The organism is Caballeronia udeis (genome assembly GCF_001544555.2).
In the GTDB taxonomy this organism is placed as follows: domain Bacteria; phylum Pseudomonadota; class Gammaproteobacteria; order Burkholderiales; family Burkholderiaceae; genus Caballeronia; species Caballeronia udeis.
In genome coordinates, this window is record NZ_FCOK02000003.1 from 73,731 (window position 1) to 92,747 (window position 19,017).

A 19,017-nucleotide genomic window follows, 5' to 3' on the forward strand; every position below is an offset into this window, starting at 1 on the left:
CATACAAAGAGGACATGAGGTGGCATATCAGGTGCATGGCGTGGCGTCGTCGGGGAATTGCTACAAGGTCCGGCTTGCATTGGAGCAATTGCGGCGGCCGTATGTATGGCATGAAGTGGACATGATGAACGGCGCCACGCGCACCGAGGCGTTTCGTCAGTTGAATCCGAACGGCAAGGTGCCGGTGCTGCAGATCGATGAGCACACATGCCTGTTCGAATCGGACGCGATCCTGTATTACCTCGCCGAAGGCACCCCGCTGCTGCCCACGGACCGTCTTTCGCGAGCGCGTGTCCTGCAATGGATGTTCTTCGAGCAATACAGCCACGAGCCCAACATTGCGGTCGCGCGCTTCATTCTTCAGTTCGTCAAACACCCTGACGATCCTCGCCTGCCCGAGAAAACCGCCGGTTCGTATCGCGCGCTCGATGTGATGGAAACGCATCTCGCCACGCGAACCTATTTCGTCGATGAGCAATACACCATCGCGGACATTGCGCTGTATGCGTACACCCATGTCGCCGATGAAGCCAACCTGGACCTCGGCCGGTATCCGGCCATTCGCGCATGGCTGGCGCGCGTGAAGGCGCAGCCGCGACACATCGAGATGCCGGGCGTCGACCTATGAAGCAAGCCGGTGAATGCCCGTGCGGCGGCGCGTCGCCGGGATCGGGCAGCGCTAAACGTCCGCCGGGCTACGTGGAATGCTGCGGGCGGTTCATAGAAGGAGGCGCACCGGCGGGCAACGCAATGGAACTGATGCGTTCACGCTACACCGCCTACGTGCTCGGCAACACAGCGTATCTGCGCGCAACCTGGGCCGCTGCCACCTGCCCCCGCGACCTGGAAACCTCCGCCGATTCCGCCACCCACTGGCTCGGCTTACAGATAAAACGCCACACGCCTATTGACGCTGATCACGCCGAGGTCGAATTTGTCGCTCGATACAAGCTCGGCGGCCGGGCCTTCCGCTTGCATGAGACGAGCAGTTTCGAACGCGATGCCGCCGGCCAGTGGCGTTATGTCGACGGTGATCTCCGCGATTGAAACGTCGTAGCGACGAGTCTGCCTGCATCGACGGCAATAATTTCCTTAACGTCCGCTTTCGCCAAAAATTAGTGTGCCGCGCGGGTACTTTCTAATTGCGCCTATTCATTTTGTCCGGGTACCCTAGCTTTTCGCCAGTCGCTGGCGAATGATATTAAGTTGCTGTTTCATAAGCCAAATATCCGTCAGCGCGTCGGTGTTGCGTATTGAAGCCCATTGTCTTGTCTATTCGGGACATGACTTGACGATCCAACCAGCGATACTGATTGACAGTACAGGCGCGCGGATCGATGGATCGTGACAATAAGCTGGCTCGCGCTTTGGGAAATCAGCCGGGTCGAGAGTGGGTGGGGTTTCGGGGATGGCATTTAGGCATGTGTTGTCAGGTTGTGTAATGGCGTGTGCGCTCGCGGCGATGTCCGCCGCGGCGCTTGCAGATCCGTTCGCGGGTGCGCAGCAGTACGCGAAGCTCGAGGCTCCTGCTTTCGGCACGGTGCCGCAGTCGCTCGGCTCCTCCCTTCCGGTTGTTGAGGCAAACCTCAACGAGTCCGTCATAGAAGTACCTTCAGGCGACGTCTCGCTTGAAACCACCATTTTCAAACCTGATGGCCCGGGTCCATTCCCCATGGTCGTCTTCAATCACGGCAAGCTTCCGGGCAATGCGCATGACCAGCCCCGCGCCCGTCCGATCGCGTTTGCGCGCGAGTTCGTGCGCCATGGGTATGTGGTCGTCGTGCCGAATCGTCGTGGCTTTGCGGGATCGGGCGGCGAATATACCGGCAACGGTTGCGATGTCGAAGCCAATGGTTTCACGCAGGCACGTGACGTGGCGGCCACGGTGGCTTACATGGACAAACAACCGTTTGTCGACAGCGAGCATGTGGTGGTGGCGGGCGCTTCGCACGGCGGGCTGGTGACCATGGCGTATGGCGCTCGCGACGCGCGTGAGGCGAAGGGCGTGCGTGGCCTGATCAATTTCTCCGGTGGCCTTCGTCAGGACGAGTGTCCTGGCTGGCAGAAAAACCTGACGAGCGCGTTTGGTGAGTACGGTGAGCATGTGAAGTTGCCGTCGTTGTGGATGTACGGGAGCAACGACTCTGTATGGCAGGGCAACTTGCCTGATGAAATGTTTGCTTCATATAGCGCGCACGGCGCCCAGGCCGACATGGTGAATTTCGGCGCTTACAAGAACGATGCGCATCGGCTGGTTGGGGATCGTGACGGTGTGTCGATCTGGTGGCCGCGGGTGAAGACGTTCCTGGCCGGTATTGGCATGCCGACGGATCGTGAGTATCAGGTTTCGGATCCGCAGGCGCCTTCGCCGACGGGCTACGCCAGCGTTGACGCGGTGACCGCGGTGCCGTTCCTCGATGAACATGGCCGCGAAGGTTACCAAAACTTTCTGCATCAGTATTCGAGCCGCGCGTTCGCGGTGTCGGATTCGGGTGCGTGGTCGTGGGCGGAAGGGGGCGATGACCCCGTGGCGGTGGCGTTGGCGGGATGCCAGAAGCAGAGCAGCGATCCATGCCGGTTGTATGCCGTCAATAATGCGGTGGTCTGGAACGATCGCAATGTCAGTCAGACGCAGACGGCGTCGCGATAATGCCTTTGGTTGGGTGGCTGGAGGCGTTCGCTGCTCCGGCTGCAGACAAGCCCGCCTTGACTGAAACGGCCCGAAAAGCGCCCCGCGCTGTGCGCGTACAGCTCGGCACGAAATAGCAAACACCCTCTCCGCCCGAGCGCAAACGAAAAACCTCCTGCAGGGCACCTGCGGGAAATAGCCTCTGAACCCCGCAAAGACCCTCCACGATAAGCGAAGTTAGCCGCGTCGCCACGTAATCGCCAAACGCGTCTCACGTCCACCGCAGGTCCCCGTGCGCCTCAAAATCGAATCCCGCGACGAATTTAGAGATAATTGGTGCTCAGCGAAACACCGAGTCGCGCACATCGAGATCGAGAAACCCCATGACCGATGCAATGAACCTGCAGCGCCTGAAAGTCACCGTCGACGGCTACGTGGCACGCGTCACACTCGATCGCCCCGACGTCCGCAATGCCTTCGACGAAGCCACTATCGTCGAATTGACAGCGGCATTCCGCGCGCTCGCCGACGATGCCTCCGTCCGCGTCATCATCCTCGCGGCGAACGGCCCGGCATTCTGCGCCGGCGCCGACCTCAACTGGATGAAACGCATGGCTGCGTACTCGGACGCGGAAAATCGCGCCGATGCACTCGGCCTCGCCACCATGCTCAACACCCTCTACGCATGCAGCAAACCCGTGATCGCGCAGGTCCAGGGTGACGCGTATGCGGGTGGCATGGGCTTGGTCGCCGTCGCCGACATGGCAATCTGCGCGGATTCAGCGCACTTCTGTTTGTCCGAGGCGAAGCTCGGGCTGATGCCCGCCACCATCGCGCCGTACGTGATCCGGGCAATAGGCGCGCGCGCGTCGCACAGATACTTCGTGACCGCCGAACGTTTCGATGCAGCCGAAGCGCTGCGCATCGGCCTCGTCCATCAGGTCGTTGCGGCAGACGCGCTCAATGCCGCTGTCGATGCCGTCGCGGCCGCGATCGTCGCCAATAGCCCGAACGCCGTGCGCGAGTGCAAGCAGCTCGTCGTCGATCTGGCGGACAAGCCAATCGATGAAACGCTGATCTCGGACACCGCCGACCGTATCGCACGAATCCGCGCCTCGGACGAAGGGCGCGAAGGCGTGCGCAGTTTTCTGGAAAAGCGCAAGCCGTCGTGGCTTGCCTGAATGTGATCGGGAGCGGCGCCTGAATTCGCCCAAGCGCATGATTGGCCGCTCCCCTGGAGTCGTTTTGAACCTGAACAACCCGCCAAAGCCTGCACCCGATGACTGGGTTGCACGCTCGCTACGCGCCGTATGGCACCCCTGCACGCAAATGAAACATCACGAGCGCACACCGCTTGTGCCCATCGCGCGCGGCAAGGGCGCGTGGCTCTATGACCACGACGGCCAGCGCTATCTCGACGCCATCAGCTCGTGGTGGGTCAACCTCTTCGGCCACGCGAACCCTCACATCAATGCCGCGCTGAAGGATCAACTCGACACGCTCGAACACGCCATGCTCGCCGGTTGCACGCACGAACCCGCCGTCCTGCTCGCCGAGCGTCTGCACGCGCTGACGCAGCACACGCTGGGCCATGCGTTCTTCGCTTCCGACGGCGCATCGGCAGTTGAAATCGCGTTGAAAATGAGCTTCCACTTCTGGCGCAACACCGGCCACGCGGAGAAGTGCGAGTTCGTCTGCCTGGCGAACAGCTATCACGGCGAAACCATCGGCGCGCTCGGGGTGACCGACGTCGCGTTATTCAAGGACGCCTACGATCCGCTGATTCGCCATGCGCACGTAGTGACGTCGCCGGATGCGCGCCAGGCCCGTGAAGGCGAGACAGCACGTGATGTCGCGCAACGCGCGCTCGCCGATATGAAAACGCTGTTCGACGCCCGTGCCTCGCAGCTTGCAGCCGTGATCGTCGAGCCGCTGGTTCAATGCGCGGCCGGCATGGCGATGCACGATCCGTCGTATTTGAAGGGCCTACGTGTTTTGTGCGATGACTACGGCGTGCATCTCATCGCCGATGAAATCGCTGTCGGATGTGGTCGCGGCGGCACGTTCTTCGCATGCGAACAAGCTGCGATCTGGCCGGATTTCCTGTGTCTGTCGAAGGGAATCAGTGGCGGGTATTTGCCGTTATCCATCGTGCTTACCCGCGATGAAATCTACGCCGCGTTCTACGACGACGACATGACGCGCGGTTTCCTCCACTCGCATTCATACACGGGTAATCCGCTCGCGTGCCGGGCCGCCCTCGCGACGCTCGACCTGTTCGAAAGCGCTAACGTGCTTGAAGAGAACCGCCGGAAATCGTCTGTGTTGCGCGCTGCGCTGAGTCCGCTGCAAGATCATCCGCACGTCAGGAACCTGCGCGAACGCGGCACGATCTTCGCGTTCGATGCGATCATCGAAGACCCGGCCCAGGCACGCTCATTCTCACGGCGCTTCTTCGAAAAGGCCTTGAAACACGAACTATTGTTGCGACCGATAGGCAAGACCGTCTATCTGATGCCGCCGTACATCCTCAGCGACGACGAACTCGCGCTGCTCGCCGAACGCACCCGCACGGTATTCGACGCCACGTTATCGGAGGCTGCATGAGCACTACATCGCCCGCTCTTTTCAAGACCCTTGAACAAGGGCTCGCCGATATCGAGCGCAACGGCTTGCGTCGTCGCCGACGCATCGCCGACAGCGCCTGCGCCGCTCACATGACGGTGGATGGACGCGAGATCATCGGCTTTGCAAGCAACGATTACCTCGGGCTCGCCGCGCACGAAACCTTGCGCGAAGCGCTTGCGGAAGGCGCGCGAAAATACGGCGCGGGAAGCGGCGGATCGCATCTGCTCGGCGGCCATTCGCGCGCGCATGCGAAGCTCGAAGACGACCTCGCAGCATTCTCCGGCGGATTCGTCGACCAGGCGCGAGCGCTGTACTTCAGCACCGGCTACATGGCGAATCTCGCGACGTTGACCACGCTAGGCGCTGTGAGCAAGTCAGGCGGCCGCGATACGCTGATGTTCTGCGACGCGTTGAACCACGCATCGCTGATCGATGGCGCGCGTTTGTCGCGTGCGGAAATTCGCATCTATCCTCACGCTGACGCCGAAGCACTCGGCGCAATGCTAGAAGCATCCGCGAATGACGCCGGCACGAAGATCATCGTCACGGATTCCGTGTTCAGCATGGACGGCGATATCGCCCCGCTTGCACGGCTGCTCGAGCTGGCGGAGCGTCATGGCGCATGGCTGGTTGTCGACGATGCGCACGGCTTCGGCGTGCTGGGTCCGCAAGGCCGCGGCGCGCTGGCCGAGGCTGCGTTGCGCTCCCCGCATCTCGTGTACGTCGGCACGCTGGGCAAGGCGGCGGGCGTTTCCGGGGCGTTCGTGATCGCGCATGAAACGGTGATCGAATGGTTCGTGCAGCGCGCGCGGCCGTACATCTTTACGACGGCATCGGCGCCGGCCGTGGCGCACGCGGTATCGGCGAGTTTGAAGATTATCGAAGGGCAGGAAGGCGACGCAAGGCGTGCGCATCTCGCGACGTTGATCGAGAGTACGCGGGCCATGCTAAAGCGCACGCGATGGTCGCCCGTGGATTCGCATACGGCGGTTCAGCCGTTGATTATCGGTGGCAATGAAGAGACGCTGAAGCTTGCCGCCGCACTCGATGAATACCGCATGTGGGTGCCCGCCATCCGGCCGCCGACCGTTCCGGTTGGCACATCGCGCCTGCGCATTTCGCTTTCGGCGGCGCATAGCCACGACGACCTCGCCAAGCTCGACGAGGCACTGCAAACCTTGAGCAACCGATCATGACCGCGCCACTCTCGCTCTTCGTCACCGGCACCGATACCGAGATCGGCAAGACGCTCGTATCCGCTGCGTTGCTGCATGGCTTTGCCGCACTCGGCCTGCGCGCCGCCGCGATGAAACCTATCGCGGCGGGCGCGTTCGAGCGCGACGGCGAGTGGCACAACGAAGACGCCGATCAACTCGATGCCGCCGCGAACGTTGCGCTGCCGCCGGCCATACGCACGCCGTTCCTGCTGAAGGAAGCCGCCGCGCCGCACATTGCGGCGGCACGCGAGAATGTGTCGCTGGATATTGCGCGGATTGTGGAAGCGCATCAGTTCGCCGTGCAGCAAGCGGACGTGGTCGTGGTGGAAGGCGTGGGCGGATTCCGCGTGCCCCTCACCGATGTCCACGATACCGCCGACCTCGCGTTCGCGTTGAACCTGCCGGTCGTGCTGGTGGTCGGCATGCGGCTCGGCTGCATCAGCCATGCGTTGCTGAGCGCTGAAGCCATCGCAGCTCGAGGCTTGCATCTGGTGGGCTGGGTGGCTAACCAGATCGACCCCGCCATGCTGTTTCCTGCTGAAAACATCGAAGCAATCCGGCTGCGGCTGGACAGTCAATACAACGCGCCGCTGCTCGGCACCATTCCCCGCCTTACGCCGCCCGATGCTCGCGCGGCCATGGCTTACCTGGATACCTCCCTGCTGCTGGACACGCTTCGTTCAGCCGGCTCGGGCCAGTAATTCATCGTTATCTGCAAAACGAAAAGGATCCTCACATGACGCAAGTGCAATCCACCGACAAGACGGCTCAACCCTCCGCACCGCAGACGCTGGCTCGCTGGCGCGTGGCGGATATCGTCGCGCTCTATGACCTGCCGTTCAACGACCTGCTGTTTCGTGCACAGGGCGTGCATCGCGAACACTTCGATGCCAACACGGTTCAGCTCTCCACGCTGCTGTCGATCAAGACCGGCGGTTGCCCGGAAGATTGCGCATATTGCCCGCAGTCGTCGCATCACGACACGGGATTGAAGGCCGACAAGCTGATGGCCGTCGATGAAGTCCTGAAGGCTGCCGAAATCGCCAAGTCAAACGGCGCGACGCGGTTTTGCATGGGCGCGGCGTGGCGCAATCCGAAGGACCAGCATCTCGAACCGATCGCCGACATGATTCGCGGCGTGAAGGCGATGGGCCTGGAAACCTGCGTGACGCTCGGCATGCTCGAAGCGCATCAGGCGACACGTCTGCGCGACGCGGGGCTGGATTACTACAACCATAACCTCGATACATCGCCGGAGTTCTACGGCCAGATCATCTCGACGCGGACGTATCAGGACCGCCTGGATACGCTCGAACACGTCCGCGATGCCGGTATCAACGTGTGTTGCGGCGGGATTGTCGGCATGGGCGAATCGCGGCGCGAGCGCGCCGGGCTGATCACGCAACTGGCAAACATGGAGCCGTACCCGGAATCGGTGCCTATCAACAATCTGGTGCAGGTGGAGGGCACGCCGCTGACGGGTACGGCTCCACTCGATCCGTTCGAATTCGTGCGTACGATCGCGGTTGCGCGGATCACGATGCCCAAGGCGATGGTGCGCTTGTCGGCGGGACGCGAGCAGATGGATGAAGCGCTGCAGGCGCTGTGTTTCCTCGCCGGCGCGAACTCGATTTTCTACGGTGACCAGTTGCTGACGACAAGCAACCCGCAGGCTGAAGCCGACAGGAAATTGCTGGAGCGGTTGGGGATGCGCGCAGAAGCATCGCAGCAGATGCAGGCGGCAGAGGCTTGTGAGGTGGAGTGCGGACACGCACAGGTGCAGTGACGAGTAGGTGAAGTGGCAGCAAAAAGCCCCGATACTCCGGGGCTTTTGTCTTTTCGTCAGTCCAACAGTGAATTGCTGTTATGCAATACCCAGAAACACGGCCATTGCACGGTTCACACTTATCATGAGTTCTCCTTCAAGCCGCCCGAACACGTCACCGAGTTTTTCCCGCGGCATGGTGACTGCTTTATCAACCATTACTTGCGACCGTTTAGACAGTTGATTGATTTCGTCAGGCTCGATAGTCACACGAAATAGCGGCGTGTCGCGCAACTCACTCGTCAGCAACAGAACCGTTACTGAATCATGCTCTGAAAACAGATCCGATTGCAGGACGAGAGCGGGGCGCGGTTTGCCGTAGTTACCTTGAACTGAAACGGTAATCAGGTCGCCGCGCCTCACTCTCAGCCCTTCGTGTCCATACTGGCTTCAATAAAATCGAGAATCTCAGTTTCCTGTGAATCCTCGCGTAACAGCAAAGACTGACGGCGGCACTCCTCTGCAAAGCCTTCGCGCCGCGTGTCAGGTACCCAAATCTGGACTGGGCGAAGCCCCGCTGCACGCAATGCCGCGCGGCGCTTTCCTACTCGTTCAGCAACATTTTGCCTCATTACATCCTCCGTTACATGTAACGAGTTTAGCGCATTCGGGGAAATCTCCAAGATCGCGGGTATGGCGAATTTATCCCCCTCAATTCTTATCCACGATCACCTGATCGAACGTGCCACCATCGGAGAAATGGGTTTGCTGCGCTTTCTGCCAGTTGCCAAAAACCTGCTCAACCGTGAACGTCTTGATCGGCTTGAATTCGCTTGCGTGCTTCGCCAGCACCTCGGCGTTACGTGGCCGCAGATGATGCTGCGCGATGATCTCCTGCGCCGCCGGCGTCCACAAATATTCCAGGTACGCCTGCGCTTCCTTGCGCGTGCCGCGCTTGTCCACGACCTTCGCAACCACCGCGACCGGCGGTTCGGCCAATAAACTCACCGACGGATACACCGCGTCGAAATCCTTTCCGCTCGCGCCCGCATTCATCAGCGCGACTTCGTTTTCAAACGTCACGAGCACGTCGCCAATACCCCGTTGCGTGAACGTCGTCGTCGCGCCACGGCCGCCCGTGTCCAGCACCGGCACGTTCTTGAAGATGGCTTTCTCGAAGTCCTGGGCCTGCGCGTCAGTCGCGCCCTGCTGCTTCTTGTAACCCCACGCAGCCAGATACGCATAACGCCCGTTACCCGAGGTCTTCGGATTCGCGATCACGACCTGCACGCCGGGGCGCGCGAGGTCGCTCCAGTCCTTTATGTTCTTCGGGTTCCCATGACGCACCAGAAACACCATGGTGGTCGTGTACGGCACCGCGTTATTCGGCAGAAGCGTGCGCCAGTTGGCCGGCACCAGGCCGCCGCGCTCGACCAGCAAGTCGATGTCGTTCGGCTGGTTCATCGTCACCACGTCAGCCTGCAGACCCTGCATCACCGACAACGCCTGCGCACTCGACGCCCCATGCGACTGGCGCACGGAAAGCGTCTCGCCGGTCTTCTGCTTATAGTCGGCAATGAACGCGGTATCGATATCCTTGTACAACTCGCGCGTGACGTCATAAGAGACGTTGAGCAACGCTGTATCCGCGTGAGCGAACGTGGTGAACGTAGCGAAACCCAGCGCCACGATTGCTGCCCAATGCTTCAAACCCGCCATACATCCCCCGATTATTCGAATAGTGAAAACCGCTGCGAAGCGGCGATTCTATCGAAAAGGCGGAGCTGCATTGCATCGGACAACTCATCCATACGCCGCCTGTTCGACGTGCTCGAAGCGGTCGAACACGTCGGGTTGCCCGGCGAAATGCGCGGGGGCTGCGCAATGAATTAGGGTATCGACAAAATATTTTGCGCGCGGCCACGGACCGAACCCCGCCGCCGTATTGATGTGCCCTGCGTCGCCCAGGTTCACGAACGCGCTGCCTAGCTGGCTCGCAAGGCGCATCGGCCTGGTCAAAGGGCATCCACGGGTCGGTCATGCTGGCAATCAGCACCGACGGCACCGCGAGACGGCGCGGTTCGAACGCACCCGCGAACTTGAACTTGTCCGGGCTTGCCGGCGCGACAAACAGCACACCGGCAACGGCGTCGCCAGTCAGCCCCTGCGCGATCGCGTGTGCGGCCGCGAGGCAACCAAAACTATGCGCGGCGAGAATGACGGGGCCTCGGACGCCCGTCACCGTATCCGCAACGGATTGCGCCCACGCGTCCAGTCGCGGCGCGTCCCAGTCGTCCTGCTCCACACGCCGGGATCTCGGCAATTGCCGCTCCAGCCACGTTTGCCAGTGCGCGCCCTCGCTGCCGTGCAAGCCCGGAACGGTAACAAGCCGCGGCGGCCAGGCCGATGTGCTGCATGAACTCATGTGAACCTCGCTGCCGGCTCATAGCCGGCATGGTGAGGAACAATTCTGCTGCGTAAGCGCCCCGGCGCGAACCAAGTTTTCGTCATTTGGTTATCGGCGGCGATCGGGCGATGGTGCGGGCTTGGTAGCCGCCGTTACGCGTGTACATCGGAGAAACCGTAAAATGAGCCAGATTTCGGACACAATTCAACGCTCCGCGCGCCCTTATCCCCGTGAACACGAACCCTCAATGAAGATCATTCTCTACGAGCACCACACCGAGGCCTCACTCTGGCTTGACGATCTCGCCCGCGCACTTCCCGGCGCCGATGTGCGCCTGTGGCAGCCCGGCGACACCGCCCCCGCCGACTACGCGGTCGTCTGGCGCGCGCCACCCGAGTTGTTCGCGAACCGGCCGGAGCTGAAGGCGGTGTTCAACATCGGCGCAGGGGTAGATGCCATCCTCGAAGTCGAACGCCAGCAGCCCGGCACACTGCCGCCCAGCGCGCTGCTCGTGCGCCTGGAAGACAGCGGCATGGGCCATCAGATGGTCGAATACGCAGCCCACACGGTGCTGCGCTACCTGCGCCGCCTGGACGAATATGACGCGCTCCAGCGTGAGCATCGCTGGCAAAAACTACCGCCCTACGCGCTGAAGGACTTCACGGTCGGCGTGCTGGGCATGGGCGTGCTCGGCGCGCCGGTCGCGCAAGCGCTGGCGGCGTTCGGCATGCCGGTGCGCGGTTTCAGCCGTAGCAAGCGGGATGTTGAAGGCGTCAAGACTTTCGCCGGCGACGAACAGTTCGAAGCCTTCCTCGACGGCACGAGGGTGCTCATCAACCTGCTGCCGCATACGCCGGATACCGAAGGCATCCTGAACCGGCGCACGTTCGAGCGGCTCGCACCGGGCGCGTATCTCGTCAATCTGGCGCGCGGCGGACATCTGGTGGACGACGACCTGCTCCACGCCATGCAAACGGGCCAGATCGCCGCCGCGACACTCGATGTATTCCACACCGAACCGCTGCCGGACAATCATCCGTTCTGGCGCACGCCGCGCCTCACGATCACGCCGCATATCGCCGCTGAAACGCTGCGCGAAGAAAGCATCGAGCAGATCGCGAACAAGATCATGGCGCTCGCGCGCGGCGAGCCAATATCCGGCATAGTCGATGTGAAACGCGGGTATTAAGGGTCATCGATCCGCAAAGACAGGCATGTATTCAAAGGAGACAGCCATGCTGCCGGCCAAGGTAAAAATCGTCGAAGTGGGGCCACGCGATGGCCTGCAGAACGAAAAGGAATTCGTTTCGACCAAGGTGAAGGTCGACCTGGTAAACCGGCTCGCGAACGCGGGTTTGCAGAACGTCGAGTCGGCGTCGTTCGTCTCGCCGAAATGGGTGCCGCAAATGGCCGACGGCGCGGCCGTGATGGCCGGTATCGAGCGGCGTCCGGGCACGATTTATTCGGCGCTCACGCCGAACCTGCGCGGCTTCGAAGCGGCGCTGGAAGCGAAAACCGATGAGATCGTCATCTTCGGCGCGGCCAGTGAGGCGTTTTCGCAGAAGAACATCAACTGCAGCATTGCGGAGAGCATCACGCGCTTCGAACCGGTCGCGAAGGCAGCGAAAGAAGCGGGCTTGCGCGTGCGCGGCAGCATTTCGTGCGCGCTGGGTTGCCCGTACCAGGGCGACGTGCCGATCGAAGCCGTGGTCGATGTCGTGCAGCGCATGAAGGCGCTCGGCTGCGATGAAATCGATATTGCCGACACCATCGGCGTTGGCACCGCGGGCCGCACGCGTGACGTGATGGCGGCAGTGTCAAAGGTGTTCCCGCGCGAACAGCTCTCCGGCCATTTCCACGATACCTATGGTCAGGCGGTTGCGAATATCTACGCGTCGCTGCAGGAAGGCATCGAGATTTTTCACGCCTCCGTGGCGGGACTCGGCGGCTGTCCGTATGCGAAAGGCGCGACCGGCAACGTCGCGACCGAGGACGTGATCTTCCTGCTGAACGGACTCGGTATTGAAACCGGCGTCGATCTCGATCAGCTCGTGGAAATTGGCGACTTCATTTCGCGGGCGATCGGAAAGCCGAGCGCATCCCGTGTCGGACGCGCGTTGCTCGCGAAAAAACGCGACGGCGTGGCGCCCTGCGTTTGATCGTCAACTCAAGCTCATTAATCCGGAAACGAACACGATGAACGAAACACTCGACGCCCTGCCCGAATCCGCCCGCCGCGTGGCGCTCCTGCTGCAGGACCGCGGGCACACCAGTCCCGTCGTCATGCTCGCCGAAACCGGCAAGACCTCAGCTGAAGCGGCAGCCGGCCTCGGCTGCTCGGTTGCGCAAATCGCCAAATCGATCCTGTTTCGCCGGAAGAAAGACGACGCGCCGGTGCTCGTGATTGCGAGCGGCGTGAATCGCGTCGATGAAAAGAAAGTGGCCGAACGTGTTGGCGAACTCGCCCGCGCCGACGCCAAGTTCGTCCGCGAGAAAACCGGCTACGCGATCGGCGGCGTGTGTCCGATCGGCCATGCCACAACGCCTCTGACGCTCATCGATGAAGACCTGCTCGCGCTTGACAGCCTCTGGGCCGCCGCCGGTCATCCGCACGCGGTCTTCAATCTGACGCCGCGGGAACTGGTCACGCTGACGGGCGCGCCGGTCGCCGATGTCGCGCTGCGCGAGACTGCGTGATGACTGAGGCCGCTGCATCGCCGTGTATCGATGTATGCAGGATGAATGCATCGACGGGGCTTTGTGACGGCTGTTTTCGGACAATCGATGAAATTGCGGGCTGGTCTTCCTTCGATGACGCGCAAAAAGCGGCGATCCTGACGCAGGCGCAGGCACGCAAGAAAGCGCCGCGAGTGGTGCATATTGGCGAGCGCTTCACGGCCACGCTCGCATTGCCGCCCGATTCCATCAAGTCGTTCGCCACGCTGGTGAACGATCACAACCCGCTGCATCACGACGATGCCTACGCCAAAGCCAGCCGCTTCGGGTCGCTGATCGCATCGGGCACCCAGCCCACGGCGCATTTGATGGCAATGCTCGCCACGCATTTTTCCACCTACGCTCAGCCGCTCGGCCTTGAATTCGGCATCAAGCTCGCGCGCGCGGTCAAGGCGAACGACGTGCTCGCGATGAGCTGGCAAGTGACCGAGGCCCACTGGAAACCTGGCTTGAACGGTGATCTCGTGAAGCTGGAAGGCCAGGCGCTGAACCAGCACGGCGAGGTCATGGTCAAGGCGAGCGCGACCATCGTCGTGATGCCGAAGGAGCAGGACTTATGATCACGTTTCCGGCGTCCATGCGGGTGTTTGAGCGCGGCTGGCTGTCGTCGAACAACGTGCTTTTCATCGATGACGAGCGTGATGGAGATGACGGCCGTGACGCGCACGGAATACGCACCGCGCTGGTCGATACCGGCTACGCGATACACGCTGCGCAGACGCTGGCACTCGTGCGGCAGGCGCTTGGCAACGACCGCACGCTCGATCTGATCGTGAACACACATCTGCATTCGGACCATTGCGGCGGCAATGCGTTGCTGCAATCGAACTTCATCTGCGAGACGCTGATTCCGCAAACAGAAGCCGACGCCGTGCGTGAATGGGATGAAGAAAAACTCACGTTCCGCGCGACCGGGCAGCGTTGCGAGCGCTTCGGTTTCACCGGCACGATTGCTCCGGGGGCGACGCTCCGGCTTGGCGGCCTCGACTGGTCGGTGCTCGGCGCGCCCGGTCACGATCCGCACTCGCTGATGTTGTATTGCGCTGCAGAACGGCTGCTGATCAGCGCCGACGCGCTGTGGGAAAACGGCTTCGGCGTGATCTTTCCCGAACTGGAAGGCGAAAGCGGCTTCGCGGAGCAACGCGCAGTGCTCGAGCTGATCGCTACGCTGGACGTGCGGGCAGTGATTCCCGGCCACGGCGCGCCGTTTACGGATGTATCGACGGCATTGGATATCGCTTTCTCGCGAATCGATTATCTGCGTGCCGATCCCGTGCGCAACGCGAAGAATGCGCTGAAGGTGATGATCGTGTTCAAGCTGATGGAGCTGCGCTCAATGCCGCTCAGCGAATTGCTGCTGCTCGTAGATAAAGCCGGAGCAATGCGCGCCGCCGCGAACCTGCTCTCCAATGACCGTCCGGGATTAGTGCGCAAGTATCTGGCCGAACTGGCGTCGAGCGGTGCGCTGAGGGTGGAAGGCGAGACGGTAAGGATCGGCTGAAAGCGCAGGCGCACCATGCGAAAACCCGCAACAACGCGCAAACTGCCAAAAAGAAAGCCGCTTGTCAGCTATCGACATTTCATCGAACGGCCAGGCCCAAGCGGCGGAATTTTGTTGACGTGATCAGCGCCGACTGCATCGTAGCGCGCCTGTTTTTGAGATGCATCGGTGCTTTCCCTACAGAAAAATAACAGCCGCCTGAACGCGCCATGACGCGAACGTGCCGCACCCTTATGCCTCCTCGCTTGCCTCGAAAAAAGCGAGGATCTCCGCGAGCAATTCGTCGGGTACTTCTTCCGGAATATAGTGGCCAGAAGGCAACGCGCGGCCACTGACGTCGCGTGCGACACGACGCCATTCGGCCAGCGGCTCGAAGCATTGTTCGATCACACCTTCCTTCCCCCACAACACTCGCAGCGGACACGCGAGTCTGTTGCCGCACTCGATATCCGCGCGATCGTGGTCGAGATCGATCGTCGCCGACGCCCGGTAATCCTCGCACATCGCATGCACCGCGCCGGGCTGGCGCAGCGCGTCGCGGTATGCCTGCAACGCATGCGGCGCAAAGGGTGCAAGACCCGCGTGGCGACTGCCCATCACGCGCTCGACATAGGCATCGGGATGCGCGCCGATCAGCAATTCCGGCAAGGGCTCGGGCTGGATCAGGAAGAACCAGTGAAAATAGGCAGTGGCGAAGGCGCGATCGGTGGCGTCGTACATGGCGAGCGTCGGCGCTATGTCGAGCAGCATCAGGCGGTCGACAGCCTGCGGGAAATCCAGCGCCATCCGGTGCGCCACCCGCGCACCGCGATCGTGAGCACAGACCATGAAGCGCTCGAAGCCGAAGTGCCGCATGACCGCGACCTGATCGGCGGCCATCGCGCGTTTGGAATAGGGTGTGTGCCGCGCGTCGCTGACCGGTTTCGCCGATGCGCCGTAACCGCGCAAATCCGTGGCGATGACGGTGAAATGCTGCGCCAGGACGCCAGCCAGCCGATGCCAGATCTGATGTGTCTGCGGGTGGCCGTGAAGCAGCAGAAGCGGCGGCCCGTTGCCGCCCTTCATGCCGAAGAGTTCGACGCCCGCGGCATCGAAGGTGAACGGCTCGTAGTCTCCGAACGGCATGGCTTGAATATTCAGCGTGACGGGAAAAACATTGTAGGCGCCCACGTCGATACTAAACTGCTTGCTGGCAGGCGCTTTCGTAGAAGCTGAAGACTTCTTCCAATGTCCCTGGTAATCGCGAATCAAAAGATTCACCTATAATAGAACGGTCGTTCGCATGCATTCAGTGCGCGCGCTTGAGCAACGCCCAAGTCCGGCGGCAATCGGCGTGCGCAGTTACCGTGCAGGTATGTGACCCCACATCCGATGGACGCACGCGTATCGCGGGCTTTCACATTCAATCAGGAGACTCGTGTCATGGCACTCCCCGCCTCTCTGCAACACCTCGCGCTGCCTGTCATTGCTTCACCCATGTTCATCGTCAGCTATCCCGAGCTCGTGCTCGCGCAATGCAAGGCGGGAATTGTCGGCTCGTTTCCTGCGCTGAACGCGCGGCCGGCCGAGTTGCTCGATGAATGGCTCACGCAGATTGGCGAGGGAATCGAGGCGCACAAGGCAGCGAATCCGGGCGCGCCGGTCGGTCCGGTTGCCGTGAACCAGATCGTGCATCACTCGAACGCGCGGCTTGAGGCTGATGTGCGCGTGTGCGTGGAGCATCGCGTGCCCATCTTCATCACAAGCCTGCGCGCGCCGGTCAAGGAAATGATCGACGCCGTGCACAGCTACGGCGGCATCGTGCTCCACGACGTGATCAATTTGCGGCACGCGGAGAAGGCGCTGGAAGCGGGCGTCGATGGCCTGATCCTCGTCGCGGCCGGCGCCGGCGGACACGCGGGCATGACGTCGCCGTTCGCGCTGGTGGGAGAAGTGCGGCGTATTTTCGATGGTCCGATCGCATTGTCCGGAGCCATTGCCAATGGCGGCTCCATTCTCGCCGCGCAAGCCATGGGCGCGGATTTCGCGTATATCGGCACACGTTTTATTGCCACGCGCGAAGCGCATGCACTGGAGGAGTACAAGACTGCGATCGTGGGATCGAAGGCTGCCGACATCATCTATACGAACCTCTTCACCGGCGTGCACGGCAACTATATTCGTCAGAGCATTCTCAATGCCGGACTCGATCCGGACGCGCTGCCGGAATCGGACAAAGCGGCGATGAATTTCGGCGACTCGGCGGTCAAAGCCAAAGCGTGGAAGGAAATCTGGGGCGCGGGACAAGGCGTCGGCCTGATGGACGACGTGCCGACGGTGGCGGAACTCGTGTCGCGGCTCAAGCACGAATACGACGATGCAAAAGCGCGCCTGGGTATTGCGCGATAACTCAAGCGGGTGAGCGGCTGGTTCGCGCCCCCCTTTGGATCGCTTCCGCGCTCAACGACAAAAACGCCGCCCTTGGCTTCAGGGCGGCGTTTTGCATTGCCGGACGCCAGCGCATGACGCTCGCTGTCCTCGCTCAGAACTTGGTGCGAATGCCGACGCCGTATGTGTCCCCGCTCGACATGCTCGTGTACTTGTCGTTCAGGTACGCGGCATAAACGTCGGTGCGCTTCGATATCGGATAGTCGTAGCCGAGCGCCCAGCTCTTGTGGGTCTGGTCGAGGCCGCCGTTGCTGCGCGAATACGCATACGACGCCATCACCGAACCCACGCCGACGGGTATGGTCACGCCGCCCTGGCCCGTGTTCACATGGAACGAACCCGGATCGATGTCGTTGTGCGTGTACATGTACTGAGCGAAGAACTTGACGAACTTCATGTCGTAGGACGCGCCCAGCTGGCCTACGCTCTGGCTTTTGTAGCCGGCTACAAACGACGTCAGGTCACCCGGCGTTGCGCTGAAATTCACATACTGATACACGCCGGTTGCTGCAAACGGGCCGTGGAAATAGAGGAATTGCGCACTGTATTTCTTCGCGCCGTTTTGCCCGGCCTGGTTACCGAAGCTGTACATCGCGCTACCCGACAAACCGCTGAAATCAGGCGTGGTGTATTGAACGGAATTGTCCCAACCTGAATCGCCGACCACACCCTGGTCCGTCGTGTATGTCGGGAACGTGCTCTGGCCGAGGAACACGTGATACACCATCGGCGAGAACGTGTACGAATCGATGAACGGGTTAAACAGAATGGTCGATACAAACAGCTGGGTGGTCAACCGGCCAGCGGTGACCGTACCGTATGGAGACTCAATACCGACATACGAGTTGCGCGCGAAAAACGTATCGCCCTGGAAGCGGCCGTAGTTACCGTTCTGGGCCCGAAAGAAGCTTTCCAACGTGAAGATCGCCTTATAGCCGCCACCGAGATCTTCACTGCCTTTCATGCCCCAGTACGACGTCGACATACCGCCGCCACCCACATTCCAAGCGGTGCTGCTGCCCGGGAATTTCGTGGCTCCCACCCATTCGTCAACCTGTCCGTATAACTGGACGCTCGATTGCGCGTAGACGGAACTGGCAGCAAGCAAGCCGAACATGCCGGCAGTAACGGTAGCCTTGGCCGCGGCCTTAAGCGCGCGGTTCACGGGTGGCTTCATGGACACTCCTGTCGTATTAACGTTAAACGGGATTCAGCGAGGGACCTTGCCTCGCTTAATGGGACTGTTCTTATAAATGTCCGCTATGCATGCAGATGGCTTAGGGCGGGACCATCTTTACGGATCATTTTTCCGGACAAAAATAACTTTCCTTATGCTGTCTATAGCGATTTGAATACATTGCGCGCGGCAAACTTTTACCGGCCGATGTAACGCGATATGAAAAACGCGTTTGAAGGGATGCCCCGCCTGTAGGTCGATAGCCGGCGATGCTATATGCCACGGTGCAGCCGGGCAATCTGGATTCCGGCAACAATAAAAATGGGATGAGAAACGCCAGCGGGACGCATTGTTAATGCGCTAATTTTGAGAGGAATGGGAGTGGGGGGTCGGGCAATGAAACTGTGGTGGGATTACGTCATTGCGACGCTTGCCATAGACGGAGGAATTGTTTTTTGTTTTGTACTCGCAAGCAAGTTGCTGCGAGTCAGCCCTTGTTTCGAGATTGCGCTTTGGGATTGGGTTTGAAA

Annotated in this window: 19 protein-coding genes and 1 pseudogene; 14 read left to right on the forward strand and 6 right to left on the reverse strand. The window is 61.1% G+C overall.

The features are described from left to right. Positions 1-19 precede the first annotated feature (19 nt). The 8 genes from AWB69_RS03335 to bioB all read left to right on the forward strand — a co-directional run bounded on the left by AWB69_RS03335 (position 20) and on the right by bioB (position 8,260). Complete coding sequence (locus AWB69_RS03335; RefSeq protein WP_062082119.1) at positions 20-628, forward strand: glutathione S-transferase family protein; 609 nt, start codon at positions 20-22, stop codon at positions 626-628. Further along, positions 625-1,047, forward strand: a complete 423-nt coding sequence (locus AWB69_RS03340; protein ID WP_062082121.1) for a YchJ family protein — start codon at positions 625-627, stop codon at positions 1,045-1,047. Before AWB69_RS03335 ends, AWB69_RS03340 begins: the two co-directional genes overlap by 4 nt. 361 nt (positions 1,048-1,408) lie before the next feature. After that, a complete protein-coding gene (locus AWB69_RS03345; RefSeq protein ID WP_062082124.1) occupies positions 1,409-2,650 on the forward strand; it encodes a dienelactone hydrolase family protein in 1,242 nt (413 codons plus the stop codon). A gap of 374 nt (positions 2,651-3,024) precedes the next feature. Further along, on the forward strand, positions 3,025-3,810 hold the full coding sequence (locus AWB69_RS03350; protein WP_062082468.1) for an enoyl-CoA hydratase/isomerase family protein: 786 nt from the start codon (positions 3,025-3,027) through the stop codon (positions 3,808-3,810). Between the two features lie 64 nt (positions 3,811-3,874). Next, complete coding sequence (gene bioA, locus AWB69_RS03355) at positions 3,875-5,236, forward strand: adenosylmethionine--8-amino-7-oxononanoate transaminase (protein ID WP_407923010.1); 1,362 nt, start codon at positions 3,875-3,877, stop codon at positions 5,234-5,236. Continuing rightward, positions 5,233-6,453, forward strand: coding sequence for an 8-amino-7-oxononanoate synthase (gene bioF, locus AWB69_RS03360; RefSeq protein WP_062082128.1), 1,221 nt, complete (start codon positions 5,233-5,235; stop codon positions 6,451-6,453). Before bioA ends, bioF begins: the two co-directional genes overlap by 4 nt. Beyond that, the gene (gene bioD, locus AWB69_RS03365) at positions 6,450-7,175 is read left to right on the forward strand and encodes a dethiobiotin synthase (protein WP_062082130.1); all 726 of its coding nucleotides are present in this window, start codon (positions 6,450-6,452) and stop codon (positions 7,173-7,175) included. The genes bioF and bioD overlap by 4 nt, the downstream gene beginning before the upstream one ends. 35 nt (positions 7,176-7,210) lie before the next feature. Next, positions 7,211-8,260 carry a biotin synthase BioB gene (bioB, locus tag AWB69_RS03370; protein WP_062082133.1) on the forward strand — a complete coding sequence of 350 codons (1,050 nt, stop codon included), beginning with the start codon at positions 7,211-7,213 and terminating at the stop codon, positions 8,258-8,260. Positions 8,261-8,338: 78 nt separating this feature from the next. Here bioB and AWB69_RS03375 read toward each other — a convergent pair whose 3' ends face one another. The 4 genes and pseudogenes from AWB69_RS03375 to AWB69_RS03390 all read right to left on the reverse strand — a co-directional run bounded on the left by AWB69_RS03375 (position 8,339) and on the right by AWB69_RS03390 (position 10,664). After that, positions 8,339-8,662 carry a type II toxin-antitoxin system PemK/MazF family toxin gene (locus AWB69_RS03375; protein ID WP_062082135.1) on the reverse strand — a complete coding sequence of 108 codons (324 nt, stop codon included), beginning with the start codon at positions 8,660-8,662 and terminating at the stop codon, positions 8,339-8,341. 2 nt (positions 8,663-8,664) lie between these two features. Further along, positions 8,665-8,871 carry an antitoxin MazE family protein gene (locus tag AWB69_RS03380; RefSeq protein ID WP_062082138.1) on the reverse strand — a complete coding sequence of 69 codons (207 nt, stop codon included), beginning with the start codon at positions 8,869-8,871 and terminating at the stop codon, positions 8,665-8,667. Between the two features lie 79 nt (positions 8,872-8,950). Further along, on the reverse strand, positions 8,951-9,958 hold the full coding sequence (locus AWB69_RS03385; RefSeq protein ID WP_082913246.1) for a sulfate ABC transporter substrate-binding protein: 1,008 nt from the start codon (positions 9,956-9,958) through the stop codon (positions 8,951-8,953). 84 nt (positions 9,959-10,042) lie between these two features. Further along, positions 10,043-10,664: pseudogene (locus tag AWB69_RS03390) on the reverse strand (RBBP9/YdeN family alpha/beta hydrolase). A 229-nt stretch (positions 10,665-10,893) separates the two neighbouring features. Between AWB69_RS03390 and AWB69_RS03395 the strand changes: the two are divergent. From AWB69_RS03395 to AWB69_RS03415, 5 genes are read left to right on the forward strand one after another with little or no spacing between them, the layout of a single operon-like run. Further along, positions 10,894-11,835: a 2-hydroxyacid dehydrogenase gene (locus tag AWB69_RS03395; RefSeq protein ID WP_062082140.1), complete on the forward strand. Its 942-nt coding sequence runs from the start codon at positions 10,894-10,896 to the stop codon at positions 11,833-11,835. Between the two features lie 46 nt (positions 11,836-11,881). Next, positions 11,882-12,805 (forward strand): hydroxymethylglutaryl-CoA lyase, encoded by a 924-nt coding sequence (locus AWB69_RS03400; RefSeq protein ID WP_062082142.1) that lies wholly within the window; start codon positions 11,882-11,884, stop codon positions 12,803-12,805. 37 nt (positions 12,806-12,842) lie between these two features. Then, a complete protein-coding gene (locus tag AWB69_RS03405; protein ID WP_062082144.1) occupies positions 12,843-13,343 on the forward strand; it encodes a YbaK/EbsC family protein in 501 nt (166 codons plus the stop codon). Between the two features lie 41 nt (positions 13,344-13,384). Beyond that, on the forward strand, positions 13,385-13,942 hold the full coding sequence (locus AWB69_RS03410; protein WP_231936968.1) for a DUF1289 domain-containing protein: 558 nt from the start codon (positions 13,385-13,387) through the stop codon (positions 13,940-13,942). Beyond that, on the forward strand, positions 13,939-14,883 hold the full coding sequence (locus AWB69_RS03415; protein WP_062082146.1) for an MBL fold metallo-hydrolase: 945 nt from the start codon (positions 13,939-13,941) through the stop codon (positions 14,881-14,883). The genes AWB69_RS03410 and AWB69_RS03415 overlap by 4 nt, the downstream gene beginning before the upstream one ends. A 231-nt stretch (positions 14,884-15,114) precedes the next feature. Here AWB69_RS03415 and AWB69_RS03420 read toward each other — a convergent pair whose 3' ends face one another. Next, the gene (locus AWB69_RS03420; protein ID WP_062082474.1) at positions 15,115-16,008 is read right to left on the reverse strand and encodes an alpha/beta fold hydrolase; all 894 of its coding nucleotides are present in this window, start codon (positions 16,006-16,008) and stop codon (positions 15,115-15,117) included. 297 nt (positions 16,009-16,305) lie between these two features. On the opposite strand from AWB69_RS03420, the gene AWB69_RS03425 reads away from it, so the two are divergent. Continuing rightward, complete coding sequence (locus tag AWB69_RS03425) at positions 16,306-17,271, forward strand: NAD(P)H-dependent flavin oxidoreductase (RefSeq protein WP_062082148.1); 966 nt, start codon at positions 16,306-16,308, stop codon at positions 17,269-17,271. Positions 17,272-17,404: 133 nt separating this feature from the next. Here the strand turns inward: AWB69_RS03425 and AWB69_RS03430 are convergent, their stop codons facing one another. After that, positions 17,405-18,487 carry a porin gene (locus tag AWB69_RS03430; protein WP_062082150.1) on the reverse strand — a complete coding sequence of 361 codons (1,083 nt, stop codon included), beginning with the start codon at positions 18,485-18,487 and terminating at the stop codon, positions 17,405-17,407. Positions 18,488-19,017: the final 530 nt, after the last annotated feature.